Here is a 23,644-nt window from a genome sequence, read left to right as displayed (position 1 = left end):
ATAAATAAAATAAAAAATTGATTTTTAATGATTTATTCTAAATTGGTTATTTAGTTAGACTAATGTCTTATTCCCACGCTTTACTCAAAAATTGGCGTAAACACCTCGCAAATAAATTAATTAACTTACTGAAATTAAAGTAGTTCACTTGTTGTTTACTAATTAAGCGCCTACAGTTTACGAAAACGTTAACATGTTGTTACGACTATTGTCGCAATTCAATATTTGAGTAGCGTTGCTAAATTGATTAACGAATATAAAAAACCACCCATCGTAATCTTGCGATGTTTAAAGGGGAAAATAAAAATGGCTTTTAAAAATGAAGAACAAGCAAAAGCTTATTGGGCAGAAAACATTTCATTACTGTTTAAGTTATTAGCGGTATGGTTTGTGGTCTCTTTTGGCTTTGGCATATTACTTGTAGATGTACTAAATGAAGTACGTTTTTTTGGGTTTAAACTTGGCTTCTGGTTCGCCCAGCAAGGCGCGATTTATACCTTTGTAGCTTTGATTTTTGTGTACGTTTTCAAAATGAATACGTTAGATAAAAAATATGGCGTAGACGAATAGGAGCTAAGCAATGGATGTTCAAATACTCACTTTTATAATCGTCGGTTTAAGCTTTGCGCTTTATATCGGCATTGCAATCTGGGCTCGTGCAGGGTCAACAAATGAATTCTATGTTGCCGGTGGTGGTGTACCTCCACTAGCCAATGGTATGGCAACTGCTGCGGATTGGATGAGTGCTGCGTCATTTATTTCAATGGCGGGTATTATCTCGTTTGCTGGCTATGACGGTAGTGTTTACTTAATGGGGTGGACGGGTGGTTATGTACTACTGGCCATGTGTTTAGCGCCTTACTTACGTAAATTCGGTAAGTTTACTGTGCCAGACTTTATCGGGGATCGTTACTACTCACGTACTGCGCGTTTAGTGGCTATTTTATGTGCCATCTTTATTTGTTTTACTTACATTGCGGGTCAAATGCGTGGTGTGGGTGTGGTGTTCTCGCGTTTCTTAGAAGTTGAAATTGAAACCGGCGTTTACATCGGCATGATAATTGTTTTCTTTTATGCTGTACTTGGTGGCATGAAAGGCATTACTTACACGCAAGTTGCGCAGTACTGTGTACTGGTATTTGCTTATTTAGTACCGGCTATTTTCATCTCGATGATGGCAACCGGTCACTTTTTCCCACAAACAGGGTTTGGTGCCACGCTAAGTGATGGTTCAGGCATGTATGTATTGGATAAATTAGATGGTTTAAGTACTGAGTTGGGCTTTGGCCAATACACTGAAGGCTCGAAGAGCATGATTGATGTATTTGCAATCACAGGTGCTCTTATGGTGGGTACTGCTGGTTTACCACATGTAATTGTTCGCTTTTTCACTGTACCTCGCGTAAAGGACACACGTATTTCAGCGGCGTGGACACTGGTGTTCATTGCTATTGTTTACACAACAGCACCTGCAGTAGCTTCGTTTGCCCGTGTAAACATGATTGACACCATTAATGGTAAAGACGGTAGCGGCACAGCGTATGCAGATGCGCCTGCATGGATCAAAAACTGGGAACGTACGGGCCTAATTACCTTTAATGATAAAAATGGTGACGGCAAAATGTTTTACACATCAGGTAAAATCACTGACCCTAATAGCGCGAACGAAGTAAACGTTGACCGCGATATTATGGTACTAGCGAACCCTGAAATTGCCGACTTACCAGCATGGGTTATTGCACTCGTTGCTGCTGGTGGTATTGCCGCGGCACTATCGACTACAGCGGGCTTACTATTGGTTATTTCAACCTCAGTATCGCACGATTTGCTAAAACGGACACTCAAACCGGATATAACCGACAAGCAAGAATTACTTGCAGCGAGGTTAGCAGCGATGATTGCTATTGTAATATCCGCCTACTTTGGGATTAACCCGCCAGGATTTGTGGCCTCGGTTGTAGCCTTTGCCTTCGGCTTAGCGGCAGCGAGCTTCTTCCCTGCAATTATTATGGGTATTTTCTCTAAATCAATGAACAAATTTGGTGCGATTGCAGGCATGGTAACGGGTATTACCTTTACTGCGGCTTATATCATCTACTTTAAGTTTGTGAGCCCTGAGCTTAATAGCCCAGAAAATTGGTTCCTAGGTATTTCACCTGAAGGGATTGGTCTAATCGGTATGATGATCAACTTTGCAGTAGCAGCAGTTGTAATGAAAATGACTAAACCAACACCAATTGAAATCCAAGAAATGGTGGAAGGCATTCGTAATCCTAAAGGGTCTAGTGAAGCACATGCTCACTAATCCATATAGCTAATGATATAACGCATCAAAGCCCGACTTAAGTCGGGCTTTTTATTTGTTTAAAAAATGACTACATTTCAGGTTAAGTCGCTTTTTATTGAGGATGATTTATGAGTAGTGAGCAACAGGAAGTCGCGCAGTTTATTAACAAGCAAGCACCATTTTCAATGTTACAAGACAGTGCCTGCAGTTATTTTGTAAACCATCTCGATAGTATTTATTTGACCCGAGAAAACCAAACGCAATGGCTTAACAGTGAACAGCCTAAGTTATTTTTAATCCGCTCCGGGTTATACGATTTAGTCGATGCCAAAGGCGATACGGTAACGCGTTTAACTCAAGGTGATTACTTTGGTTACCCCTCTTTACTAACGGGAGATGCAATTCAAAACAGTTTAGAAGTACAAAAAGAGGGCATAGTGTATATGCTCGACCAAACGCATTTTGATTATTTACGCCGAGAATATAAAGCCTTTGAGCAATACTTTGTCCGTGCACATGCAAATCGATTACTGTCATCGCATTATAAGAGCAACAACGACAGCTGGTCTGAGCGTAAAATATCAGAGATCATGACTCGCAAAGCGATAACGCTGCCCCCCGATGCCAGCATCCGTCATAGTGCTAAAAAAATGCAAGAGCATGGGGTTTCTTCAATAATGATCACCGAAAACTCGCACCTTGTTGGGGTGGTTACTGACCGTGATTTACGTAATCGAGTGCTTGCTGATGAGGTGGACCCCGCGCAAGCTATCAATAGTATTATGACCAATAAGCCTAAGTTTATATTTGAAAATAATCGTGTGTTTTCAGCGCTACACTTAATGCTTAAGCATAATATTCATCATTTACCTGTGCTTGATGAAAATCATAAACCGCTAGGTATGATCACTAGTACAGACTTACTACGTCAACAAAAAAGCGACCCTGTCCAGCTCATTGGTCGTATTTATAAAGCGCATAATGTCGCTGATTTAAAGCGTTACGCTAAAGAAATTCCTGAGTTATTAAAGGGGTTTTCTAATAATATTGATGATATTTCACTGATTGGAAAACTACTCAGCGGTTTAACCGATGCGCTAACCTCGCGGCTGATATTTTTATTTCAACAACAACATGGCGTTGCGCCCACGAGCTTTAGCTTTATTTGTTTTGGCTCTCAAGCGCGCGAAGAGCAAACACTGCATTCTGATCAAGATAACGGCTTGTTATTACCCGATGGTCTAAACGATGAGCAGCACGCGTACTTTAAACAAATGGGTGAATTTGTTTGTGAAAACTTAGTTGAATGCGGTATTCGTCGTTGCCCTGGTAACATTATGGCCAGCAGTGATGCGTGTCGAATGAGTGTTAGTGATTGGCGGGCGAAGTTTTTAAAGTGGATCACCAGCCCCACACCCCAGGCAATGCTCAACTGTAAAATATTTTTTGATCTGCGTTTTATTGAAGGATCAACCACGCTTTATAGCCAGTTTTGTGAAGAGTTAACCCATATTTCCCGTAACGATCTTTTTTATGCGGCAATGGCCAGCGATGTGAATACCAACAGCGCGCCGATTGGTTTATTCAATAACTTTAAAACTGAAAAAACCGAGCAGCATCACAAATACATCGATCTTAAAAAGCGCGGGGTAGTGATCATTAACGATCTGGCAAGGCTGTATGCATTAAAAGTAGGCATCCGCCGTGCTAACACCCAAGAGCGATTAGACGCCTTATTAAAGTATTCATTGTTAAGCAAAGAAGATATTTATAATTTAAAAGATTGTTGGCGATTTTTAACTCAGCTTAGGTTGCGTACACAAATAAACGAAGAGGGGTTACCCAGCAATTGTATAAACCCAGATAAGCTCAATTCGTTAGAGCGTCATCAGCTTAAAGAAGCGTTTTATCTAGTAAAACAGGCGCAGCAAGGCGCGGCGTTTAAATTTGCGCGTGGGAGTTTGTAACAACAATGGTTAAGCAGCTTATTACTCGTTATTTAAAGCGCCGCCATTTGCTCGTGCAAAGTGCTTTAAAGCAACGTTACTTAGTAATTGATTTGGAATTAACAGGGCTTGATCCTAAACAACATGAAATTGTCTCGGTTGCTTGGGTACTGATTGATAACGAATGTATCAAAAACAGTCAGTCGCAGCATTTGGTTAATAAAGAGGTGAAAAGTCTAGAGCAGAGCCCCGTTTTTCATGGCATTAGTACTGACTCGGTGGCACAAGGGCAAAGTCTACAAAGCATTATAACGTCTTTAAGCGCTCACTTTAGTGACTGTATTTTAGTATTTCATAATGCCATGCTCGATTGGGGTTTTTTAAAGTTAGCACTAAAAAATGCAGGGATCACCCAGCGCCCCAAGTTGATTATCGATACCTTACAAATAGAAAAAAAGCGTCTGCTAAAACATAGCTCAGATATAAAATTAGACGATTTAACTCTTAATGAATGTCGTAAACGCTACGACTTACCAAGCTATCATTGTCATCACGCCCTTACCGATGCACAAGCTACTGCTGAGTTGTTATTAGCCCAATGCCATCAAATAAGCGCCGGTAAGGAGCTCAAAGTAGGCGAGTTGACGTAGGTTGGGCAGAGCGAAGCGAAACCCAACCTATAAAGAATGCATAAATACTTGGTTAATGAGGCAGTTTACTTTTGTTTTAATTTGTATAATTATGGGAACGTATGATTTATTATGAATTCAAGGAACGAATATGAAACTTATCATCGCTATTTTTATTACCTTATTCCCTCTTATTACTTTTGCTAATTCAAGCGTGCCAGCTAATCGTCATATTGCAGTGCAGGGGTCAGCTGAGGTATTTGTTGAGCCAGATATGGCTCAAATTATATTTGAAGTAAAAAGCACTGAAGATACATTACTTGAGGCTAAACGTGAGCTTGATGGCCGGATTAGCTTGCTACTTGAACAATCAGACAAATACGGTTTTGGCCAAGACGATGTTTATATATCTGGTTTAAAAAGCAAGGTATACACTATGATTGGTACAGAATCTGGGACTGTTTCAGGCGATAAGTATTTAGCCCTGAAAACAGTTAAAGTCACATTAAAAGATATTAAAAAAGTCGATGAATTTATTAATTTTGCTCAAAGCTTAAAAATAGACAATATCGAAAAAATTAATGGTTTATCCTCTAAAGTTAATCAGTTAGAGGCACAAGCAACACAATTAGCAATCGATAACGCAAAAGCGAAGGGAAATAAGCTCGCTCAAGCTTTTGGCGCTGAACTTGGCAACGTTTACAGTATCAGTGCAAATTCCGGCAGCTCAGATTACGATTATGACGCGGGCGGTGTTAAGCACATTATTTTATCTAGCCACAGAAATAGTATGGTTGCTAGTAATAACGAGAATCCATTTATGCAGCAGCAATATTTAGGCGCAACAATAAGCGTTAAAGCATCAATAAAGGTGGTGTTTGATTTAAAACTAAAATAGCAAACAGTGCAAATACCCACTAGCAGGACTAAAAGTAAAAGTGCAGTGTGTGTTGATTATGACGTTAATTTAAAGTTTCTAATGCTTGGCTCTTATAATCACAAGCAAGGTCGATTACAATACCGCCATCTAAAAGGCGACGCTGCCTTTCTCTGTACGTAACTAGAGTGGATTTTATATTTCATGGCAATCAAACTTGCAATTAATGGTTTTGGTCGTATTGGTCGAAATATTGTCCGTGCACTATACGAATCAGGCTTAAGCGACGAGATCAAAATTGTTGCAATTAACGAACTAGCCGACCCTGAAGCTATTGCCCATTTATTAAAATACGACACCTCTCATGGTCGTTTTGCTTTTCCAGTTAAACTAGGTGAAGACACTATCAGCGTAGCTGATGACACCATTGCGTTATTTTGTGAACAAAATCCAGTTGAATTACCGTGGCAAACGTTAGATGTTGATGTGGTGCTTGAATGTACGGGTGTTTATCACTCGCGTGAACACGCGCAATTACATTTGACTGCGGGCGCAAAAAAGGTGCTGTTTTCACATCCTGCGGATAATGATGTTGATGCCACTATTGTTTACGGTATTAATGACGATGAGCTTAAAAGCGAGCATACTATTGTCTCTAATGGCTCGTGTACCACCAACTGCGTTGTTCCTGTTATTAAAGTACTCGATGATGCCTTTGGCATTGAATCAGGTGCTATTACGACCATTCATGCGTCAATGAACGATCAGCAAGTAATTGATGCGTATCATCATGATTTACGCCGTACGCGTGCCGCCAGCCAGTCTATTATTCCTGTAGATACAAAATTAGCACGTGGTATAGACCGTATTTTACCTAAATTTAAAGGTCGCTTTGAGGCCATTGCGGTCCGTGTACCGACCATTAATGTGACGGCGATGGATTTAAGTGTCACGGTTAATGCAGATGTAGATTTAAGTGCGGTTAATAATGCCCTTAAAGCACAAGCTAAAGACCGCCTTGAAGGTATTTTAAGTTACACCGAAGAGCCATTGGTATCGGTTGATTTTAACCATGACCCACATTCTTGTATCATAGATGGCACACAGACACGTGTTAGTCATAAACGACTGATAAAGTTATTAGTTTGGTGTGATAACGAGTGGGGGTTTGCGAATCGCATGCTCGATACCGCGCGTGCTATGATGGCATTTAAGTAATATTTAAAACGTATTTTTCAGGTTCAGTATCGTTAACTAAGGAGATGTTCATGTCGGTCATTAAAATGGCAGATTTAGATTTAAACGGCAAACGCGTATTAATTCGTGAAGATTTAAATGTACCCGTTAAAGCAGGAAAAGTGACGTCAGATGCACGTATTCGTGCTGCGTTACCTACTATCAAACTAGCGTTAGAGAAAGGCGCGAAAGTGATGGTTATGTCACACCTTGGCCGTCCTACGGAAGGGCAATACGAAGAAGAGTTTTCATTGGCTCCGGTTGTCGATTACTTAAATGATGCACTTGAGCAAACAGTTCGCCTAGAAAAAGATTACTTAAACGGCGTTGATGTTGCAGATAACGAAGTCGTTGTTTTTGAAAACGTGCGTTTTAATAAAGGCGAGAAAAAAGACGACGAAACCTTATCAAAGCAATTAGCTGCATTATGTGACGTGTACGTAATGGATGCCTTTGGTACTGCGCATCGCGCACAAGCATCAACGCATGGTGTAGGTTTATTTGCTGATGTAGCGTGTGCCGGTCCATTATTATCGGCTGAACTTGAAGCGCTAGGCAAAGCACTTGATAACCCAGCACGCCCGCTCGTGGCGATTGTGGGTGGCTCTAAAGTGTCAACTAAGTTAACTGTACTTGATTCGTTATCTAAAATTGTTGACCAGCTTGTTACGGGTGGCGGTATTGCTAATACCTTTATTGCCGCTGCAGGTTACCCTGTAGGTAAGTCACTTTTTGAGGCTGACTTAATGGACGAAGCTAATCGCTTATGTGCAGCAGCAAAAGCTAACAATGGTGAAATTCCAGTACCGACTGATGTCGTCGTGGGTAATGAATTCTCAGAATCAGCTGTAGCAACACTTAAAGATGTAAGCGAAGTTACCAGCGACGATATGATTTTTGATATTGGCCCTGATACAGCAAACAAACTTGCAAAAATTATTGCTAATGCGGGCACCGTTGTATGGAATGGCCCAGTCGGTGTTTTTGAATTTGATCAGTTCGGTAATGGTACACGTGCTATTGCCCAAGCAATTGCTGATTCAAAAGCGTTTTCAATTGCAGGCGGTGGTGACACTTTATCAGCAATTGACAAGTACGGCATTAGTGACAAAGTTTCGTATATTTCTACCGGTGGTGGTGCTTTCTTAGAGTTTTTAGAAGGTAAAAAACTGCCAGCAGTAGTGATGTTAGAATCACGTGCTAAGTAATACGTAAAGTATTAACTAGCCGTTAGGCAGATGTGGAGTGTCCGCATCTGCTACACTTAACTGATAAATACCTCTCACTTTTATTTATTAGTTATTTAATTCGAATTTTAGGCATTGAGCTTTAAGGTTCGAGGTGCAGTTATTGCACCAAACTAACAAATCCGTTCAAACTAGATAGTTTAATGACTATCGATAAATTGGAGAATACCCAATGGCTTTAATCAGTATGCGACAACTTCTGGATCATGCCGCTGAGCATGGTTACGGTGTACCCGCGTTTAATGTAAATAACCAAGAGCAAATGCGCGCAATTATGGAAGCGGCTGATAAAACAAACAGCCCTGTTATTGTGCAAGGTTCTGCGGGCGCACGTGCGTATGCCGGTGCACCTTTTATTCGTCATATGATTTTAGCGGCAGTTGAAGAATGGCCACATATCCCCGTGGTTATGCATCAGGATCACGGTACATCACCGGGTGTATGTCAGCGCTCAATTCAGTTAGGTTTTTCATCAGTAATGATGGATGGCTCGTTAATGAGCGATGGTAAAACTCCGTCAAGCTACGATTACAACGTTGATGTAACACGTAAAACAGTTGAAATGGCACACGCATGTGGTGTTTCAGTTGAGGGTGAGCTAGGTGTATTAGGTTCACTTGAAACCGGTGAAGCGGGTGAAGAAGACGGCGTTGGCGCTGAGGGTAAACTTACCACAGAGCAAATGCTAACGAATCCAGAAGAAGCAGCTGATTTTGTAAATAAAACCCATGTTGATGCGCTGGCTATTGCCTGTGGTACATCACACGGTGCCTACAAATTTACTCGTCCACCAACCGACGACATTTTAGCGATTGATCGTATTAAAGAAATTCATGCGCGTATTCCAAACACGCACTTAGTAATGCATGGCTCGTCTTCTGTACCACAAGAGTGGTTAGAAGTGATTAACCAATACGGTGGCGAAATTCCTGAAACATACGGTGTGCCAGTTGAGCAAATTGTTGAAGGTATTAAATACGGTGTGCGTAAGGTAAACATTGATACTGACTTACGTTTAGCGTCTACCGGTGCAATCCGTCGTCATTTAGCAATGAACCCGTCTAACTTCGACCCACGTAAGTTTTTAGCCGCTGCAACACAAGCGATGACTGATATTTGTATCGCCCGTTACGAAGCGTTTGGTACTGCGGGTCAAGCAAGTAAAATTAAGCCAATTTCATTGGATGAAATGCACCTTAAATACTTAAGCGGTGAGTTAAACCCAAAAATAAAATAATGAGCCAATAACGGCGATACTCTCGCACTCATTATAAAAAGCCAGTTGCTTACGCACTGGCTTTTTTGATCTGTAAGAGATCAGTATTTTACTTACCGATAAATCTGGGATCACTCGATTACTAACTAACCTTATCTGGGATCATTACTTTACTAAGTGAAGGGCTTAAAGTGACGCATTTTGTACTTTTAAGTGTCGAACATCATAATTAATGGATAAAAATCACACAGTAAATCATTGGTTTAGCTTTGTTAGTGGGTAAAATAGTGATCCGAAAAGGGATCTGCTTGATAAAACTCTGATCCTTGTATTTAAGATCATAATAAACCTGATCTAAATAGGTGCCGACTTTTATTATTAAGCCTAAAAATAGCTGCTAGTTAGTAATTTGATGATCCCAAGTTAATATCATAAATAATGCCTTTAATAACGACTCACTTTACTGCAAACCACTTTTTTATTTACTGCTTAAGATGATAAAAATATGACATATTCAATTTTTTGTTACTATTTTGTGTTTTTTTTAGTCTCATTTTAATTTAGACGTTACACTTTAATAAAAATGTCATACTTAGTCATAATAATGAAACCTACTCAATAGCCTAAGAGATAAATTGGAATGTCACGTAAAGTATTAGTCGTTGATGACGAAGCACCTATCAGGGAAATGTTGGTTTTTGTTTTAGAGCAAAATGGCTTTCAAGCCATTGAGGCTGAAGATTATGATTCTGCAATAGCCGCAATGGTTGAACCTTATCCAGATATGGTGTTACTCGATTGGATGCTACCTGGTGGTAGTGGAATTCAAATTGCTAAAAAATTCAAACAAAATGAACACACACGCCAAATCCCTATCATTATGCTGACTGCTCGCGGCGAAGAAGAAGACAAAATACGCGGTTTAGAAGTGGGCGCTGATGATTACGTTACAAAGCCGTTTTCACCTAAAGAATTAATGGCGCGTATCAAAGCGGTTATTCGCCGAGTAGCACCTACCTCTTTAGAAGAAGCAATTGAAGTGCACGGCCTGCGCCTAGACCCTATTTCGCATCGTGTTACCTCAGGGGGCAGTGAGCTTGATATGGGGCCAACCGAATTTAGACTATTACACTTTTTTATGACCCATCCAGAGCGGGTTTACAGCCGTGAGCAACTGCTTGATCATGTATGGGGCACGAATGTGTATGTTGAAGACAGAACAGTAGATGTTCATATTCGTCGCTTGCGTAAAGCGATTGCTACGCTTGGACACGACCGCTTAGTACAAACGGTACGCGGAGCTGGTTATCGCTTTTCGAGTAAATTATAGTGTGCTTACAATTAAGCTTACTTAGTTAAGTAGCAATCTATTAACCTAGCTCAGTCAACTTGTCTGCTAGCGTTTATAAGGTAAAGAGCGTGTATGTATCGAGTTATTAACAAGCAGGCGCTAACAAAGCGGCTGTTTGTCTATTTTATACCTTTACTTTTAATTGGGGTGCTTATTGGTGCCCCATTTTTGATGTTGTTTTTGGGCGCTTTTTCGCTACTTATGTGGCATTACCATCAACTTTATCGGTTAAGTGATTGGCTGCATAACCAGCGCAGTTTTAACCCACCAGAAGGTGAAGGGTCGTGGGAGCAAGTATTTGAAGGCATCTATCAGCTGCAACATCGTAATCGTAAAAAGCGTAACGAACTGGCAGAGCTGATACGCCGTTTTCGTGACGGTGCTGAGGCGGTGCCTGATGCTGTTGTTGTATTGCAAAACGATTTATCAATTGTGTGGTGTAATCAACTTGCACTCAAAGTGTTAGGGTTACAATGGCCGGTTGATCATGGTCAGCGTTTAGATAACCTCATTCGCGATCCTAAATTTGCTAAATATATGCGCCGTAAAGAGTTTAGTGATGCACTGGAGCTTGAAAGTGGCCACAGTGTAGAACAAGTACTTGAGTTTAGGGTGATGCCTTATGCTAACACTCAGTTATTGGTGGTAGTACGTGATGTCACCCGTTTAAAGCAGCTTGAGCAGATGCGTAAAGACTTTGTTGCTAATGTGTCTCATGAGCTCAGAACCCCTTTAACGGTTGTTACCGGCTACCTTGAAATGCTCGACAGTGATTCGCTTCCTCCGCCTGCAATGTGGAATAAGGCACAAACTACCATGCTAGAACAATGTAAACGCATGGATAGTTTAGTGAACCAGTTACTTTCGTTATCACGTATTGAAGGCGCAAAACGCCACAGTAATGATAAGGCAGTAAATGTACCGCAATTGCTAAAACTGATTGAAACTGAAGCACAGTCTATAAATCAAGATAAAGGCCATCAACTTATTTTTAATATTGATGCGTCAGTTGATATTACCGGTGCTGAGGATGAGCTCAGAAGTGCGTTTTCAAACTTAGTATTTAATGCCATTCATTATACTAAGCCAGGTGGTAAAATTGAGGTGTGTTGGCAGCGCAACAATGAACAGGCATGTTTTAGTGTTACCGATAATGGTGATGGTATTGCACCAGAGCATATAAATCGCTTAACTGAGCGTTTTTATCGGGTCGATAAAGCCAGAAGCCGCACCACAGGTGGCTCAGGATTAGGCTTAGCAATTACTAAACATGTACTTACTCGCCATGGTAGCCAATTAAAAATTAACAGTGAACTGGGTAAAGGCTCCTGTTTTTCTTTTGCGTTTTCAAGCGATAGGCTGATCTCTATTCCGCCATTAGTGACGAGTAATACTGCTAGTCATAAAAGTGTCATTTAAGAGTCACACCATTGTCATGTACTCACTTTAGAGTGAACCGCAGTTAGGAAATGGGACGAACAAACTGGAGAACCCCAAAATGAAATTTAAAAACTTAGTTGCCGCAATGGGTGTGGCTGTTACAACATTTGTATCTGCGCAAGCAGTAGCATTAGAAGACGGTATGCCTGAGTATCAAAAAATTAGCGGTGTATCAGGTAACTTTTCATCGGTAGGGTCTGATACGTTAGCCAACATGATGACCTTTTGGGCTGAAGAATATAAGCGTATTTACCCAAATGTAAATATTCAAATTCAAGCGGCAGGTTCGTCTACTGCGCCACCAGCATTAACAGAAGGTACGGCAAATTTAGGTCCAATGAGCCGTGCTATGAAGTCGAAAGAAATTGAAGCATTTGAAAAGCGCTATGGCTATAAGCCAACACAAGTACGTGTAGCAATTGATGCATTAGCGGTATTTGTTCATAAAGATAACCCAATTGAAGGGCTGCGTATTGACCAAATCGATGCTATTTTCTCATCAACACGTAAATGTGGCGCACCAGAGCAAGTAAACCGCTGGAGTGATGTTGGTCTAGAAGGTGATTGGGCTGCAAAAGACGTGCAATTATATGGACGTAACTCAGTATCAGGGACTTACGGTTACTTTAAAAAGAAAGCCTTATGTAAAGGCGATTTTCGTAATAACGTGAACGAGCAACCGGGTTCAGCTTCTGTTGTACAGTCAATTTCAGCATCACTAAATGCCATTGGTTATTCTGGCATTGGTTATAAAACATCGGGTGTGCGTACTGTTCCGTTATCTAAAAAAGGTACTAACTTTGTTGATGCCACGCTTGAAAACGTAGCTCAAGGTAAATACCCACTATCACGTTTCTTATATGTTTATGTAAATAAACACCCAAATAAGCCACTTGGCCCAGTTGAAGCTGAGTTTTTAAAGATGGTACTTTCGCAAGAAGGTCAAAAAATTGTAGAAAAAGATGGTTATGTGCCACTTTCTGCAAAGCTAGTTGAAGTTGAGTTGAAAAAGTTAGGCTTAAAATAAACCGCTAATAATTAAAAAACCGCTCAAATGAGCGGTTTTTTTGGTTTACAATTTATGCCAATTGATATTAGTCAGCTTTACTTAAGTTTTCAGCTTGTACTTTGCATTGATTATACGCTTCGATGCATTTAGATGAGCAAACCTGTGACTTAAGGCTATCGGTGGTTGTTTGTTGTTCACAGCTGGTTTCGCATTGATAACTTTGCTGAGCGCATTGGTTAAGTGCTGGATTACCTGCTTGGCTTTGGCACCCTGCCAATGCTGCAAAAGAAAAAGCCACTAGAGTGGTTTTAATAAAAGTTTTCATACTTATCCTTAAAGTGAGGCTACACCAGTATTAAACTTCAACCTGTATATTGTCGATTAATCTAACACTTCCTAAAAAGGCGGCAGCTAAAATAACAAATCGTGTATCTTCGAGTGTAGCAGCTTTTAATGTATCTCGTTGAGCTATCGAAAAATAATCTGGTTTTAGCCCTGCGCTTTCTAAAGTCGCTTTAGCATCAGCTTCAAGAGTAGCAAACGCTTTATTTCCGCTTTTTAGTTGCTGCGCACAGTGATTTAAAGTGTTGAATAAAATCGTAGCGGTTTGCTTTTCATCACTTGATAAATACCCATTGCGTGAGCTCATGGCAAGGCCGCTAACTTCACGCATCGTTGGCACACCAATAATTTCTACTGGTATCGACAAATCACGAGCCATTGTTTTAACAACTTGCAGCTGCTGAAAGTCTTTTTCACCAAAGCAGGCGTAATCAGGTTGGACTAAGTTAAATAGTTTAGTGACAACTGTTGCTACACCTTTAAAATGACCAGGACGTGAGCCGCCGCAATAGCCCATCGAAATACCTGGTACATCAACAAAACTTTGCACCCCTAAGCCATTTGGGTAAATAGCCTCTACACTGGGGATAAACAAAATATCCGTTTCAAGATCGGCTAAACCTTGTTTATCGGCATCTAAGGTACGCGGATAATTGTCTAGATCTTCGTTAGCACCAAATTGCATCGGGTTAACAAAAACACTAACAACGACTTTGTCGGCCAGTGTTTTTGCTTTTTCTACCAACGAAAAGTGACCGCGGTGCAGGTTACCCATAGTAGGTACTAGTGCAACACTTAAACCCGCTTGGCGCCAAGCTCTTATTTGACTGCGTAATGATTTAATTTCAGTGATTGACTGCATTATTTAAACTCGTGTTCAGCGCTTGGAAAAACGCCGCTTTTAACATCGTTACAATACTTTTTAACAGCGGCAGGCATGTTGCCTGTTTCGAGTAAAAAGTTTTTTGAAAATTTAGGAATGTAGCCTGCAGAAATACCGACTAAATCGTGCATAACCAAAATTTGGCCATCGGTTACATTGCCCGCACCAATCCCTATAGTCGGAATGCTTAATGAGTCAGTAATACGTTTTGCTAAGGCACTTGGAATACACTCAAGCACGAGTAGTTGAGCACCCGCTGCCTCTAATGCTTTTGCATCGGCAATAATTTTTTGTGCTTGTGCTTCTTCACGGCCTTGAATTTTAAAACCACCAAATACGTGCACAGATTGCGGCGTAAGCCCTAAATGCCCACACACCGGAATACCTTGCTGAGTAAGTGATTTAATGCTGTCATGCAGCCATTCGCCACCTTCAAGCTTGATCATATTAGCACCTGCGCGCATCAACTCTGCGGCATTTTTACACGCATCATTTGGATTTGCATAGGTCATAAACGGTAGGTCGGCAATAACAAATAGGTCACGGCTTCCAGCGCGAACACAGCGAGTATGGTACGCAATTTCTTGGTTTGTCACAGCGAGTGTGTCATCGCCACCTTGTAATACCATTCCCAAAGAATCACCGACTAAAACAACTTCAACGCCATTCTCATGAAATAACTTAGCAAAACTGGCATCATAAGCTGTTAACGCAGTGATTTTATTACTTTCAGCCTTCATTTTATTCAAAGTTGAAACGGTTATTTTAGACATAATATTCTCGCAGACATAAGCCTTAGTTAATTACAGCGGTAATTGTTGTAAGTCGTTAAGCGGTAGGTTATTTGCTATCTGTTTGATAGATGCGCCGCTTGGTAAAATAAGTTCGGGTGCAATTTCTTGCAGCGGGTAAACAACAAACTCTCTCTCGTTTAATCCGTAATGAGGCACCGTTAAACGTTTTGTATTTATAACCTGCTCACCAAATAATAAAATATCAATATCCAGTGTGCGTGCGCCCCAACGCTCAGCTTTTCTGACTCGACCATGCTCCAGCTCTATGGCTTGCGTTAAATCAAGTAACTGCTCTGGCTGTAGCGAGGTATTGATACAGGCAACCGCGTTCACATAATCGGGTTGATCTTGTGGCCCCATAGGCTTGCTCGCATAATAATGTGAGCAAGCGATAAACTCGCTGTTAGGCAAGTTTTTAAGTGCAACAACAGCATCATCAAGTTGTTTTTTAGGTGTATTAAGGTTGGCACCTAAGCCTAAATAGACACGTTGCATTATTTACTCAGCTGGTTTTTTAGTGGTGCGCCGACGAGGACGCTTACGTGGTTTTGGTCCACCTTGATGACCTAGCTCTCGCACCATTTCTTTTTGGCCATTAATATCTTGACTCAAGTACTGTGTCCACCACTGTGCAAGCTCTGTATGCTCAGTTTCACCGGCATCAACACGCAGTAGTAAAAAGTCATAAGCGGCTTTAAAACGAGGCTGCTGTGTTAAGCGATAGGCACGTTGGCCTGCACGTTTGTCTAAACGTTGTTGAATATGCCAAATATCACGGGCGCCTAACGTAAAGCGTTTTGGCACTGCAATATGCTGAGCGTTCTCACTAAGTACTTTATTAATTGCTTGGGCAAAGGCATCGTATTCAGAGAGTTGTTCTTGACGTCGAATTTTTTCAGTACGTTCAACCAATGGAAACCACAGTAACGCTGCAAATACAAACGCAGGGGTGACTTTTTTCTCTGCATTAATGCGGATGTCAGTGTTTGCAAACATTTGCTTGATGAAAGTTTCTTCAAGCCCGCCTGGGTTTTTATCCAAAATGCGGTCAAGTTCTGGGAACAACGATTTAAATAACCCGTATTTGCGCAGCATTAAAAAGTTTTGTTGTGCTTTGCCGTTTAAAAACAGCTTGAGTATTTCTTCAAACAAACGTGCTGGTGGAATGTTATCAAGCAAGCTAGCTAGAGCGGTTATTGGCTTTTCGCTTGCAGGTGCTATTTGCATATCGAGTTTAGTAGCAAAGCGCACTGCACGAAGCATACGCACGGGGTCTTCACGATAGCGTGTTTCAGGGTCGCCAATTAACTCAATTTGTTTTGCCTTTATGGCCGCTAAACCATTGGCGTAATCATAAATACAAAAATCATTGATTGAGTAATATAAGGCATTGATTGAAAAATCACGACGCTCGGCATCTTCTTCAATGCTGCCAAATACGTTGTCGCGAAGTAGTTGCCCATGTTCGCTTGATTGGCTAATTTGATTTTTGTCTTCTTGTGCTTCGTGATGGCCGCGCATGGTGGCCACTTCAATAATCTCACGACCAAAAACAATGTGCGCTAAACGAAAGCGGCGGCCAATTAAACGGCAGTTACGAAACAGTTTTTTAACTTGCTCAGGGGTTGCATTGGTTACAACATCAAAATCTTTGGGTTGTTGACCTAACAATACATCGCGAATGCAACCACCAACTAAGTAGGCATCATAGCCACCATCTTTTAGGCGATAGAGTACTTTGATTGCATTTGGGCTAAATTGTTTGCGAGAAATACCATGCTCACCTCGAGGGATCACCAACGGTTCACTGCTGATTGCGACATCTTCGGCACTGGCATTCGGGCCGATAATTTGTCGACAAAATTGAAAAAGCTTGGAAATAATAGTCTGTCTCCTAGAGAAGCGGTTGATTGACTCGCCATTGCAATCAAAATGACAACAAGTACCTTCTCATAGAGCTGTACTTACTGTTTTATGTAATTAGCATATATTTAGGCGGCTATCATATACCAGCAAGGTGGAAAAATTAAGTTGCAGTGCTGAAATTAAGCCATTTTTAACGATTTTATTTGAATTTGTTATACCCAATCCGCGAAAGAGCGTTAAATCTGTATTTCACGCGTAGTGGGAACGCGGCTTAAGTTAAAATGTGCCACGCCCCAAGCAAGTAATTGCTCTGTGGTTAAATCCATAAGTTGGTCGTGGGTTGGCAAACCTAAAAAGTTAAATACCGCTATCAAAGTCGGTTTGGGATTTTGTTTGCAAATAGCGGGGGCGTAATTTTGTTTAGAGAGTTTAAATCCGGGTTTTGCTACCGCTAAAGGTAAATGAGCAAATTCTGGAATAGGGTTATTAAGTTGCTTAAACAGACTTATTTGACGGGCGGTAGGTTCAAGTAGATCAGCGCCTCGTACAATTCGATTGATCCCTTGCTCAATGTCATCAATAACCACCACCAGTTGATAGGCAAATAAACCGTCGCTACGTTTTATAATGTAATCTTCATGGGCCAGAGCAGGGTCAACGTCAATACGCCCCTGAATAAGGTCGTTATAAGTCACGGTTGCATGGCATTGAGTTAAGCGAAGGGCATGACCCTGTTCACTGAGTTGGCTATGTTTACATTGCCCTTGATAAATTCCACCTAGCGCTTTTATTTGCTTACGAGAGCATTGGCAGGCATAAATAAGGTGTTGTTTTGACAGTGAGTTTACTGCATCTTGATAAATAGTAAGACGCTGTGTTTGATACACAACGTTTTCATCCCAATTAAGGCAGTAGGCGCCTAAGGTATTTAGGATATCGGTGGCTGCGCCTTTAACAACGCGAGTGGTGTCTATATCCTCAATGCGTACTAACCATTTCCCTTGGTTAACTTTTGCATCTAGGTAGCTACCTACAGCCGCCACAAGTGAGCCAAAATGTAACGGCCCCGAAGGAGACGGTGCAAATCGGCCGCGATAGTCAGATACTTGCGCGGTAACGGCTGTAGAAGACATGGCTATAACTTAATTAGCCGCGTCCAGCTTGCTTTTCTTTAATTTCGGCAAGTGTTTTACAGTCTACGCATAAATCGGCAGTAGGACGTGCTTCTAAACGACGAATGCCAATTTCAATGCCACAAGACTCACAAAAACCAAACTCGTCTTCTTTAATTAAGTTGATTGTTTTTTCAATTTTCTTAATTAATTTGCGTTCGCGGTCACGAGTACGAAGCTCTAATGAGAACTCTTCTTCTTGTGCTGCGCGGTCAACGGGATCAGGAAAGTTAGCTGCTTCGTCTTGCATGTGTGACTTAGTACGATCAACTTCGTTCCGTAAATCATTACGCCAAGTTTCTAAAATTGTTTTAAAATGAGCACGTTGTGCTTCATTCATGTACTCTTCACCCGGTTTTTCTTGGTATGGTTCTAAACCGGCTTGAGCCAATAAACCATGTCTTTTTTGGTCTGGCATAACTCTCTCCTAAATCCTTAATTTAATGCCTCAGCATTAGCCGGCGGTATAAATAACAGAAACTCATACCCTAGGCAAATTTATTTTTAAATAATCGAATTAGCTTCAACCCTGTTTACCCATATAAAAGTAGCAAAAGCAGTGTTTATACTTTTTTATTACAGTATCGGTTTATAAACTGGCGTTGTTATGTGGGCAAAAATAATAAAAACAACTTATCTTTTACTTTTCGGTTAAGTATTTTTTAGGCGTAATACAATACCAGCGTTTAAAAGCACGCTGAAAAGCGCTTTGTTCAGAAAAGCCCAGCGCAGTGGCAATGTTTAACGAACTGAGTCCTTGTTTTAGTAATATAAGGGCTTGTTGTTTGCATATTTCGTCAATAATTTTGCTGTAGCTGGTGTGTTGTTGTTTTAAGTAACGCTGTAGGCTGCGAGTTGATAGCGCTAATGCCTGAGCAGCTTGCTGAACACTTAAACGCTCTGGCAGGTGTTGTGTTATTAGCGCTTTGAGCTGACTAATATACTGAGCTTCGTGGTTGTAGTTAATAGCCTGTGCGGCTAATAAAGTTTCTAGCTCGTTATTAGCGCCTTTTAGTGGGCAGTGTAGTAATTGGCTATCAAAGATCATGCTATTTGTTGTGCTATTAAACTCAATAGGACAGTTAAATACACTTTGATACTGTTTAACTTCATTGATGGGCGGTTGTGGGCGCATTAATTTTACTTGGCTGAGCATCAACGGGGCTTGCCATTCACAACATTGTTGAGCAAAAGCAAGCCAGCTACTAAAAAGCTCATCTGCCATGAAGTGTGTGACTGGTGTTTTGGGGTGCCATTCTAGGCTGCTGTGTTGTGGGTGATGATGTAGGCTAATAGTGCCAATGTTTCTAACTAAGGTATGCAGCTTTAAAGCATGTTGTAATGCGCTTAATAAAGAGTCACTCACTAAAGCAATATGCCCAAGTAATCCCCAGTTTTGCGCATTAAGCGCTTGACCAAACTCTAATCCTACTGTGTTCCTATTTAAGTGTTTTGCGCCAATGGCCATGAGCTGTTCGTAATCAGCAAGCGGGTATTTATAGCGACTGTTATTAAGTTGCTGCCCTCCTTGAGTAATATTATTAAGTAAGTGTTCTTTATTCAGACCTTGAGAAGCTAAGTAACTAGTTAAAGAACGAATAATTTGGCTACTTACAAAATACATAAAATATCCTTTTCTAGACGGTTAAAGTTTAAGCTGCCCTAACTGGCGCGCAAAGTCAATTTTGTGCGTTTGAGGTCAAGATTTTAATAAGTATTTACGGCATGGTTGTAAAGTTAAACAATAATAATGACAAGGAACACCACAATGAAGCCCCATTTACTCTCACTTTGTATCGCCAGTAGCCTACTTTTAATTGGTTGTAGCGAAGACAATGACAATAACGTTGCACCACCAATTGTCGTGGTGCCTGATCCCGTTCCAGAGACAAGCGCGCCAATAATTGCATTTGATGACGATAATAAACTTGATGCGAATATCCGTTGGACTACCTTCGGTGTGCCGCATATCACTGCTGATAACTTAGAGAGCTTAGCGTTTGGTAGTGGTTATGCTTATGCTAAAGATCATGCGTGTCTATTAATGGATCAAATTATTAAAGTGCGCGGTGAACGCTCGAAATACTATGGTCCAGATAAAGTACCAGGCAGTGGCGACTCAACGCATTTAATTTCTGACTTTGGTTATAAAGCCTTGGGTGTGAATGAATATGCTCAAGCCAATTATGATCAATTAGAAGAGAACAGCCGAGCGCACTTTGAAGGGTTTGTGCAAGGCTTTAATAAATACGTTACTGATACGGGGGTTGATAATTTAGCGCCGGAGTGTGCCTCTGCACCTTGGGTTACCAGTTTAACAGCACAAGATATGTTGGCGTACTCTATGGCTACAGTGCAGCTAGCCAGCTCGGCTAACTTTTTAGAGCTCGCTTTTTTAGCAAACCCGGGTGATGCGAATGAGTATCTGCCAATGCCTACGTCAGAGCAGCCAAGTGCTGTGTCTTCAATAGTAGGCAATATTAATCAGCGAGCAAAGCAATTTAAGCTAGAGAAAAAATTTGATCACTTAGGGTCAAATGGTTGGGGGCTTGGTAAAGATATGATGGCCAATGGTAAAGGTGGTCTATTAGCAAATCCTCATTTTCCTCACGAGGGCAATTTACGCTTTTGGCAATCACACCTAACCATTCCCAACGCTATGAATGTAATGGGGGGCAGTTTGCAAGGGATGCCAGGAGTGATCAATATTGGTTTTAATGAGCACATAGCTTGGACCCATACTTTTTCTACAGCACGTCATTTTTTAATTTATCAGCTAGCACTAAATGAAAATGATCGCGTGGGTTACAGCGTTGAAGGTGATAATTATGAAATTACTTCAAAAACAATTAACGTTGAGGTAACTGTGGCACCAGGGACCACAATTACACTTAGCAAACCGTTTTACTATAGCCACCATGGTTTAATGATTGAAACACCTGCCGCAAATGGTTTAGGGTGGAACGACAGCCAAGCATTTACCATCAAAGATGCCAATGAATTTAATATGGATGTGGTTGCTCAGTGGTCAGCTATTAATCAAGCAACCAGCTTAGAAGAGATGAAGGCCTCGTTTGCTAAATACGATGGCGTCTCTTTTAATAACACCATGGCCAGCGATAAAGAAGGTAATGTCTTTTTTGTTGATGACAGCACCGTTTTGAAACTGGGTGATACCGCAAATATGGCAATTCGTTTGCAACCTGAATTGGTTGCACTTAGAGAATCGACGGGCTTTGATTTAGTACCTGGTAACTTAAAACTATTTGAACCGCAAGGCGTTGTGCCTTTTGAACAAGCTCCCCAACTAAGTCGCACTGACTACGTACAAAACTCAAATGACAGCTATTGGGTTACTAATCTTGAACAACCTCTTGTGGGCTTTGCTGCGCAATATGGCGATGTTCATCAGCCATTATCATTGCGTACCCGTATGGGTTTGAAGCTCATAAAAGAGGGAGGCGGTGAAGACAGTAAGTTTGATTTGGCTGAACTTGAAAATGCGCTAGTAGGCAATCGTATCTATTTAGGTGAATTAGTATTTGATGATTTAGTTGCCCAGTGTAAAGCGCGTGGCGCAACACCGGTTACACTAACTAATGGAGCAAGTATTGACCTAACAGCTGCCTGTGCCGTGTTAGAGGACTGGAATGGCGCTATGAACCTTGATACACAAGGTGCTGCGTTAATCAGAGAGTTTGCTCACTTATTTAATGATGATGAATACTTATATGATAATTTTGATGTGACCAACCCTGCAAATACGCCAAATACCTTACTTGCCGATGGCTCTGCGTTAATGGCATTAGCGCATGCAGTGCTTAATTTACAAAGCAATGGCGTGGCATTAAACAGTACTTTAGGTGAGCTGCAATTTGTTGAAAAAACGCTAGCAGGCGGCATTGCTTCAGGCGAGCAACTTCCTTGGAGTGGGCCAATGAGTGTGGAAGGAGGCTTTAATGTGTATCGTTTTGATCGCAGTAGCAGTCGTTCATTTTCTACGGTGATCCCATATATCGATCATCAAACATTGGATGATGCGATCACAGGTAAACCGTTAGCGTCAAATTTAACAGCCAGTGGTTACCCTGTTAATTACGGATCGAGCTGGATGTTTGTGATGAACTTTACCGATGATGGTCCTGTGGCAAAAGGATTACTGACTATGTCGCAGAGTTCAGATTCAAGCTCAGAACATTTTGATGATCAATCGCGTTTTTACTCAAATACGCCAGTATTAAGACCCATCTTATTTAAAGATGCAGATATTAATCTAAATTTAATTAATGAAATGGATTTATCAATGAGTAAAGAGTAAGCACACTTTGAGCGCCAGTACGAATGCTGGCGCGCTGTTTACCTAGTCAATAAACGGCACTTTTTCAATTAAAGTAACTTCACTCGCTGAAATGTGTGCTTTATAAGCTAATACTTCTACGCCTTGCTCAATGGCCTCGCTAAGCAATTCTGCATAGGTTGGGTCAATATGCACCGCAGCACTGACTTGTGTGATGCCTTGGTGCAGCACTGCAAATAGTAATACCGCTCGATGCCCTTGTTTTACCATGTCGATTAATTCACGAATATGCTTTTGCCCACGAAGAGTTTGGGCGTCAGGGAAGTAGCCTTGACCACTTTGTGGACGATCTTCGCTCAGCAGCGTGACTGATTTAACTTCAACATAGCAATTGGCTTTGCTGCTGTGGGTAAGTAAAAAGTCGATGCGGCTGTTTTCACTGCCATACTTCACTTCACTTTGTATGTGTTGATAGCCTGTAAGCTCATCAATAACCTCATTATTAAGTGCTTCTTCGACTACTTTATTGGCGATAGCGGTATTTACACAAATAAGCTGTGATACATTATTTTGCGTCAGCTCTAATGACTGCGGGTACTTTCGCTTGGTATTACTGCTGGTGGAATAAAAGGCAGTAAAACCGACATCGGCACAGCCCGTCATCTTACCCGTATTAGCACAGTGAGCGGTAAAAGTAGTGCCATCACTGAGCTCTAAATCAGCTAAAAAGCGTTTGTAACGCTTTAATAAAGTGGCAGATTGTAATGACGGGGTGTATTTCATTTATGACTTCCTTATGTAACCTGAGCACTGGATAATAAGTTTATTTCAAGTAGTTGTTTTAGCGCTAACTGCGTTGAGTTCATTTTTTCTAGAGATAATAAACTTAAATATTTTTATAGCTCAATATGTTAGCAAACTTATTAACCCGAGTTTAGGGTAAGTAAAATTGAGGTTTACAGGCCGGTTGAGGTTATTCACCTCAAGCAGTTGGGAACTTAAGCGCTCTATAGTAAACTCAACCGCACATTTAAGTGCAAGGATATTCTAAC

Annotated in this window: 21 protein-coding genes; 12 read left to right on the top strand and 9 right to left on the bottom strand. The window is 41.1% G+C overall.

Features of this window, described 5'->3' with window-relative positions; genetic code table 11:
* Positions 1–306 precede the first annotated feature (306 nt).
* The 11 genes from A9479_RS11480 to A9479_RS11430 all read left to right on the top strand — a co-directional run bounded on the left by A9479_RS11480 (position 307) and on the right by A9479_RS11430 (position 13,256).
* A complete protein-coding gene (locus A9479_RS11480; RefSeq protein WP_008464847.1) occupies positions 307–570 on the top strand; it encodes a DUF4212 domain-containing protein in 264 nt (87 codons plus the stop codon).
* A 10-nt stretch (positions 571–580) separates the two neighbouring features.
* Complete coding sequence (locus A9479_RS11475; protein ID WP_016900488.1) at positions 581–2,305, top strand: sodium:solute symporter family protein; 1,725 nt, start codon at positions 581–583, stop codon at positions 2,303–2,305.
* Between the two features lie 110 nt (positions 2,306–2,415).
* Positions 2,416–4,254 carry a DUF294 nucleotidyltransferase-like domain-containing protein gene (locus A9479_RS11470; protein ID WP_013465753.1) on the top strand — a complete coding sequence of 613 codons (1,839 nt, stop codon included), beginning with the start codon at positions 2,416–2,418 and terminating at the stop codon, positions 4,252–4,254.
* Between the two features lie 5 nt (positions 4,255–4,259).
* Positions 4,260–4,883 carry a 3'-5' exonuclease gene (locus A9479_RS11465; protein ID WP_064663488.1) on the top strand — a complete coding sequence of 208 codons (624 nt, stop codon included), beginning with the start codon at positions 4,260–4,262 and terminating at the stop codon, positions 4,881–4,883.
* Between the two features lie 130 nt (positions 4,884–5,013).
* Complete coding sequence (locus tag A9479_RS11460; RefSeq protein WP_064663487.1) at positions 5,014–5,760, top strand: SIMPL domain-containing protein; 747 nt, start codon at positions 5,014–5,016, stop codon at positions 5,758–5,760.
* A gap of 183 nt (positions 5,761–5,943) precedes the next feature.
* The gene (gene epd, locus A9479_RS11455; RefSeq protein ID WP_016900482.1) at positions 5,944–6,957 is read left to right on the top strand and encodes an erythrose-4-phosphate dehydrogenase; all 1,014 of its coding nucleotides are present in this window, start codon (positions 5,944–5,946) and stop codon (positions 6,955–6,957) included.
* Between the two features lie 50 nt (positions 6,958–7,007).
* Complete coding sequence (locus A9479_RS11450) at positions 7,008–8,183, top strand: phosphoglycerate kinase (protein ID WP_064663486.1); 1,176 nt, start codon at positions 7,008–7,010, stop codon at positions 8,181–8,183.
* Between the two features lie 211 nt (positions 8,184–8,394).
* Positions 8,395–9,459, top strand: a complete 1,065-nt coding sequence (fba, locus tag A9479_RS11445) for a class II fructose-bisphosphate aldolase (protein ID WP_008111197.1) — start codon at positions 8,395–8,397, stop codon at positions 9,457–9,459.
* A gap of 619 nt (positions 9,460–10,078) precedes the next feature.
* The gene (gene phoB / locus A9479_RS11440; protein ID WP_013465747.1) at positions 10,079–10,768 is read left to right on the top strand and encodes a phosphate regulon transcriptional regulator PhoB; all 690 of its coding nucleotides are present in this window, start codon (positions 10,079–10,081) and stop codon (positions 10,766–10,768) included.
* A 93-nt stretch (positions 10,769–10,861) separates the two neighbouring features.
* The gene (gene phoR, locus A9479_RS11435) at positions 10,862–12,208 is read left to right on the top strand and encodes a phosphate regulon sensor histidine kinase PhoR (RefSeq protein ID WP_064663485.1); all 1,347 of its coding nucleotides are present in this window, start codon (positions 10,862–10,864) and stop codon (positions 12,206–12,208) included.
* A gap of 79 nt (positions 12,209–12,287) precedes the next feature.
* Entirely contained in the window at positions 12,288–13,256 is a 969-nt protein-coding gene (locus A9479_RS11430; protein WP_013465745.1) for a PstS family phosphate ABC transporter substrate-binding protein, read from the top strand.
* 67 nt (positions 13,257–13,323) lie between these two features.
* Here A9479_RS11430 and A9479_RS11425 read toward each other — a convergent pair whose 3' ends face one another.
* From A9479_RS11425 to A9479_RS11390, 8 genes are all read right to left on the bottom strand, one after another.
* A complete protein-coding gene (locus tag A9479_RS11425; protein WP_013465744.1) occupies positions 13,324–13,563 on the bottom strand; it encodes a hypothetical protein in 240 nt (79 codons plus the stop codon).
* 30 nt (positions 13,564–13,593) lie between these two features.
* Positions 13,594–14,442: a pantoate--beta-alanine ligase gene (gene panC / locus A9479_RS11420; protein WP_064663484.1), complete on the bottom strand. Its 849-nt coding sequence runs from the start codon at positions 14,440–14,442 to the stop codon at positions 13,594–13,596.
* Positions 14,442–15,236, bottom strand: coding sequence for a 3-methyl-2-oxobutanoate hydroxymethyltransferase (gene panB / locus A9479_RS11415; protein WP_016900473.1), 795 nt, complete (start codon positions 15,234–15,236; stop codon positions 14,442–14,444). Before panB ends, panC begins: the two co-directional genes overlap by 1 nt.
* A 30-nt stretch (positions 15,237–15,266) precedes the next feature.
* The gene (folK, locus tag A9479_RS11410) at positions 15,267–15,752 is read right to left on the bottom strand and encodes a 2-amino-4-hydroxy-6-hydroxymethyldihydropteridine diphosphokinase (RefSeq protein ID WP_016900471.1); all 486 of its coding nucleotides are present in this window, start codon (positions 15,750–15,752) and stop codon (positions 15,267–15,269) included.
* Between the two features lie 3 nt (positions 15,753–15,755).
* Positions 15,756–17,054 carry a polynucleotide adenylyltransferase PcnB gene (gene pcnB, locus A9479_RS11405; RefSeq protein ID WP_024602358.1) on the bottom strand — a complete coding sequence of 433 codons (1,299 nt, stop codon included), beginning with the start codon at positions 17,052–17,054 and terminating at the stop codon, positions 15,756–15,758.
* Positions 17,055–17,359: 305 nt separating this feature from the next.
* Positions 17,360–18,256, bottom strand: coding sequence for a tRNA glutamyl-Q(34) synthetase GluQRS (gene gluQRS / locus A9479_RS11400; protein WP_064663483.1), 897 nt, complete (start codon positions 18,254–18,256; stop codon positions 17,360–17,362).
* A gap of 13 nt (positions 18,257–18,269) precedes the next feature.
* Complete coding sequence (gene dksA / locus A9479_RS11395) at positions 18,270–18,713, bottom strand: RNA polymerase-binding protein DksA (RefSeq protein ID WP_013465738.1); 444 nt, start codon at positions 18,711–18,713, stop codon at positions 18,270–18,272.
* A 222-nt stretch (positions 18,714–18,935) separates the two neighbouring features.
* On the bottom strand, positions 18,936–19,919 hold the full coding sequence (locus A9479_RS11390; RefSeq protein WP_064663482.1) for an AraC family transcriptional regulator: 984 nt from the start codon (positions 19,917–19,919) through the stop codon (positions 18,936–18,938).
* A 144-nt stretch (positions 19,920–20,063) separates the two neighbouring features.
* On the opposite strand from A9479_RS11390, the gene A9479_RS11385 reads away from it, so the two are divergent.
* Positions 20,064–22,613 (top strand): penicillin acylase family protein, encoded by a 2,550-nt coding sequence (locus tag A9479_RS11385; RefSeq protein ID WP_064663481.1) that lies wholly within the window; start codon positions 20,064–20,066, stop codon positions 22,611–22,613.
* 42 nt (positions 22,614–22,655) lie between these two features.
* On the opposite strand, the gene sfsA is transcribed toward A9479_RS11385, so the two are convergent.
* Positions 22,656–23,375 (bottom strand): DNA/RNA nuclease SfsA, encoded by a 720-nt coding sequence (gene sfsA / locus A9479_RS11380; protein WP_064663480.1) that lies wholly within the window; start codon positions 23,373–23,375, stop codon positions 22,656–22,658.
* Between the last annotated feature and the right edge of the window lie 269 nt (positions 23,376–23,644).

It is taken from the genome of Pseudoalteromonas sp. MQS005 (assembly GCF_001661605.1).
GTDB lineage: Bacteria > Pseudomonadota > Gammaproteobacteria > Enterobacterales > Alteromonadaceae > Pseudoalteromonas > Pseudoalteromonas tetraodonis.
Note: the sequence above shows the minus strand (reverse complement) of the source record. Positions and strands in the feature narration are given on the sequence as shown.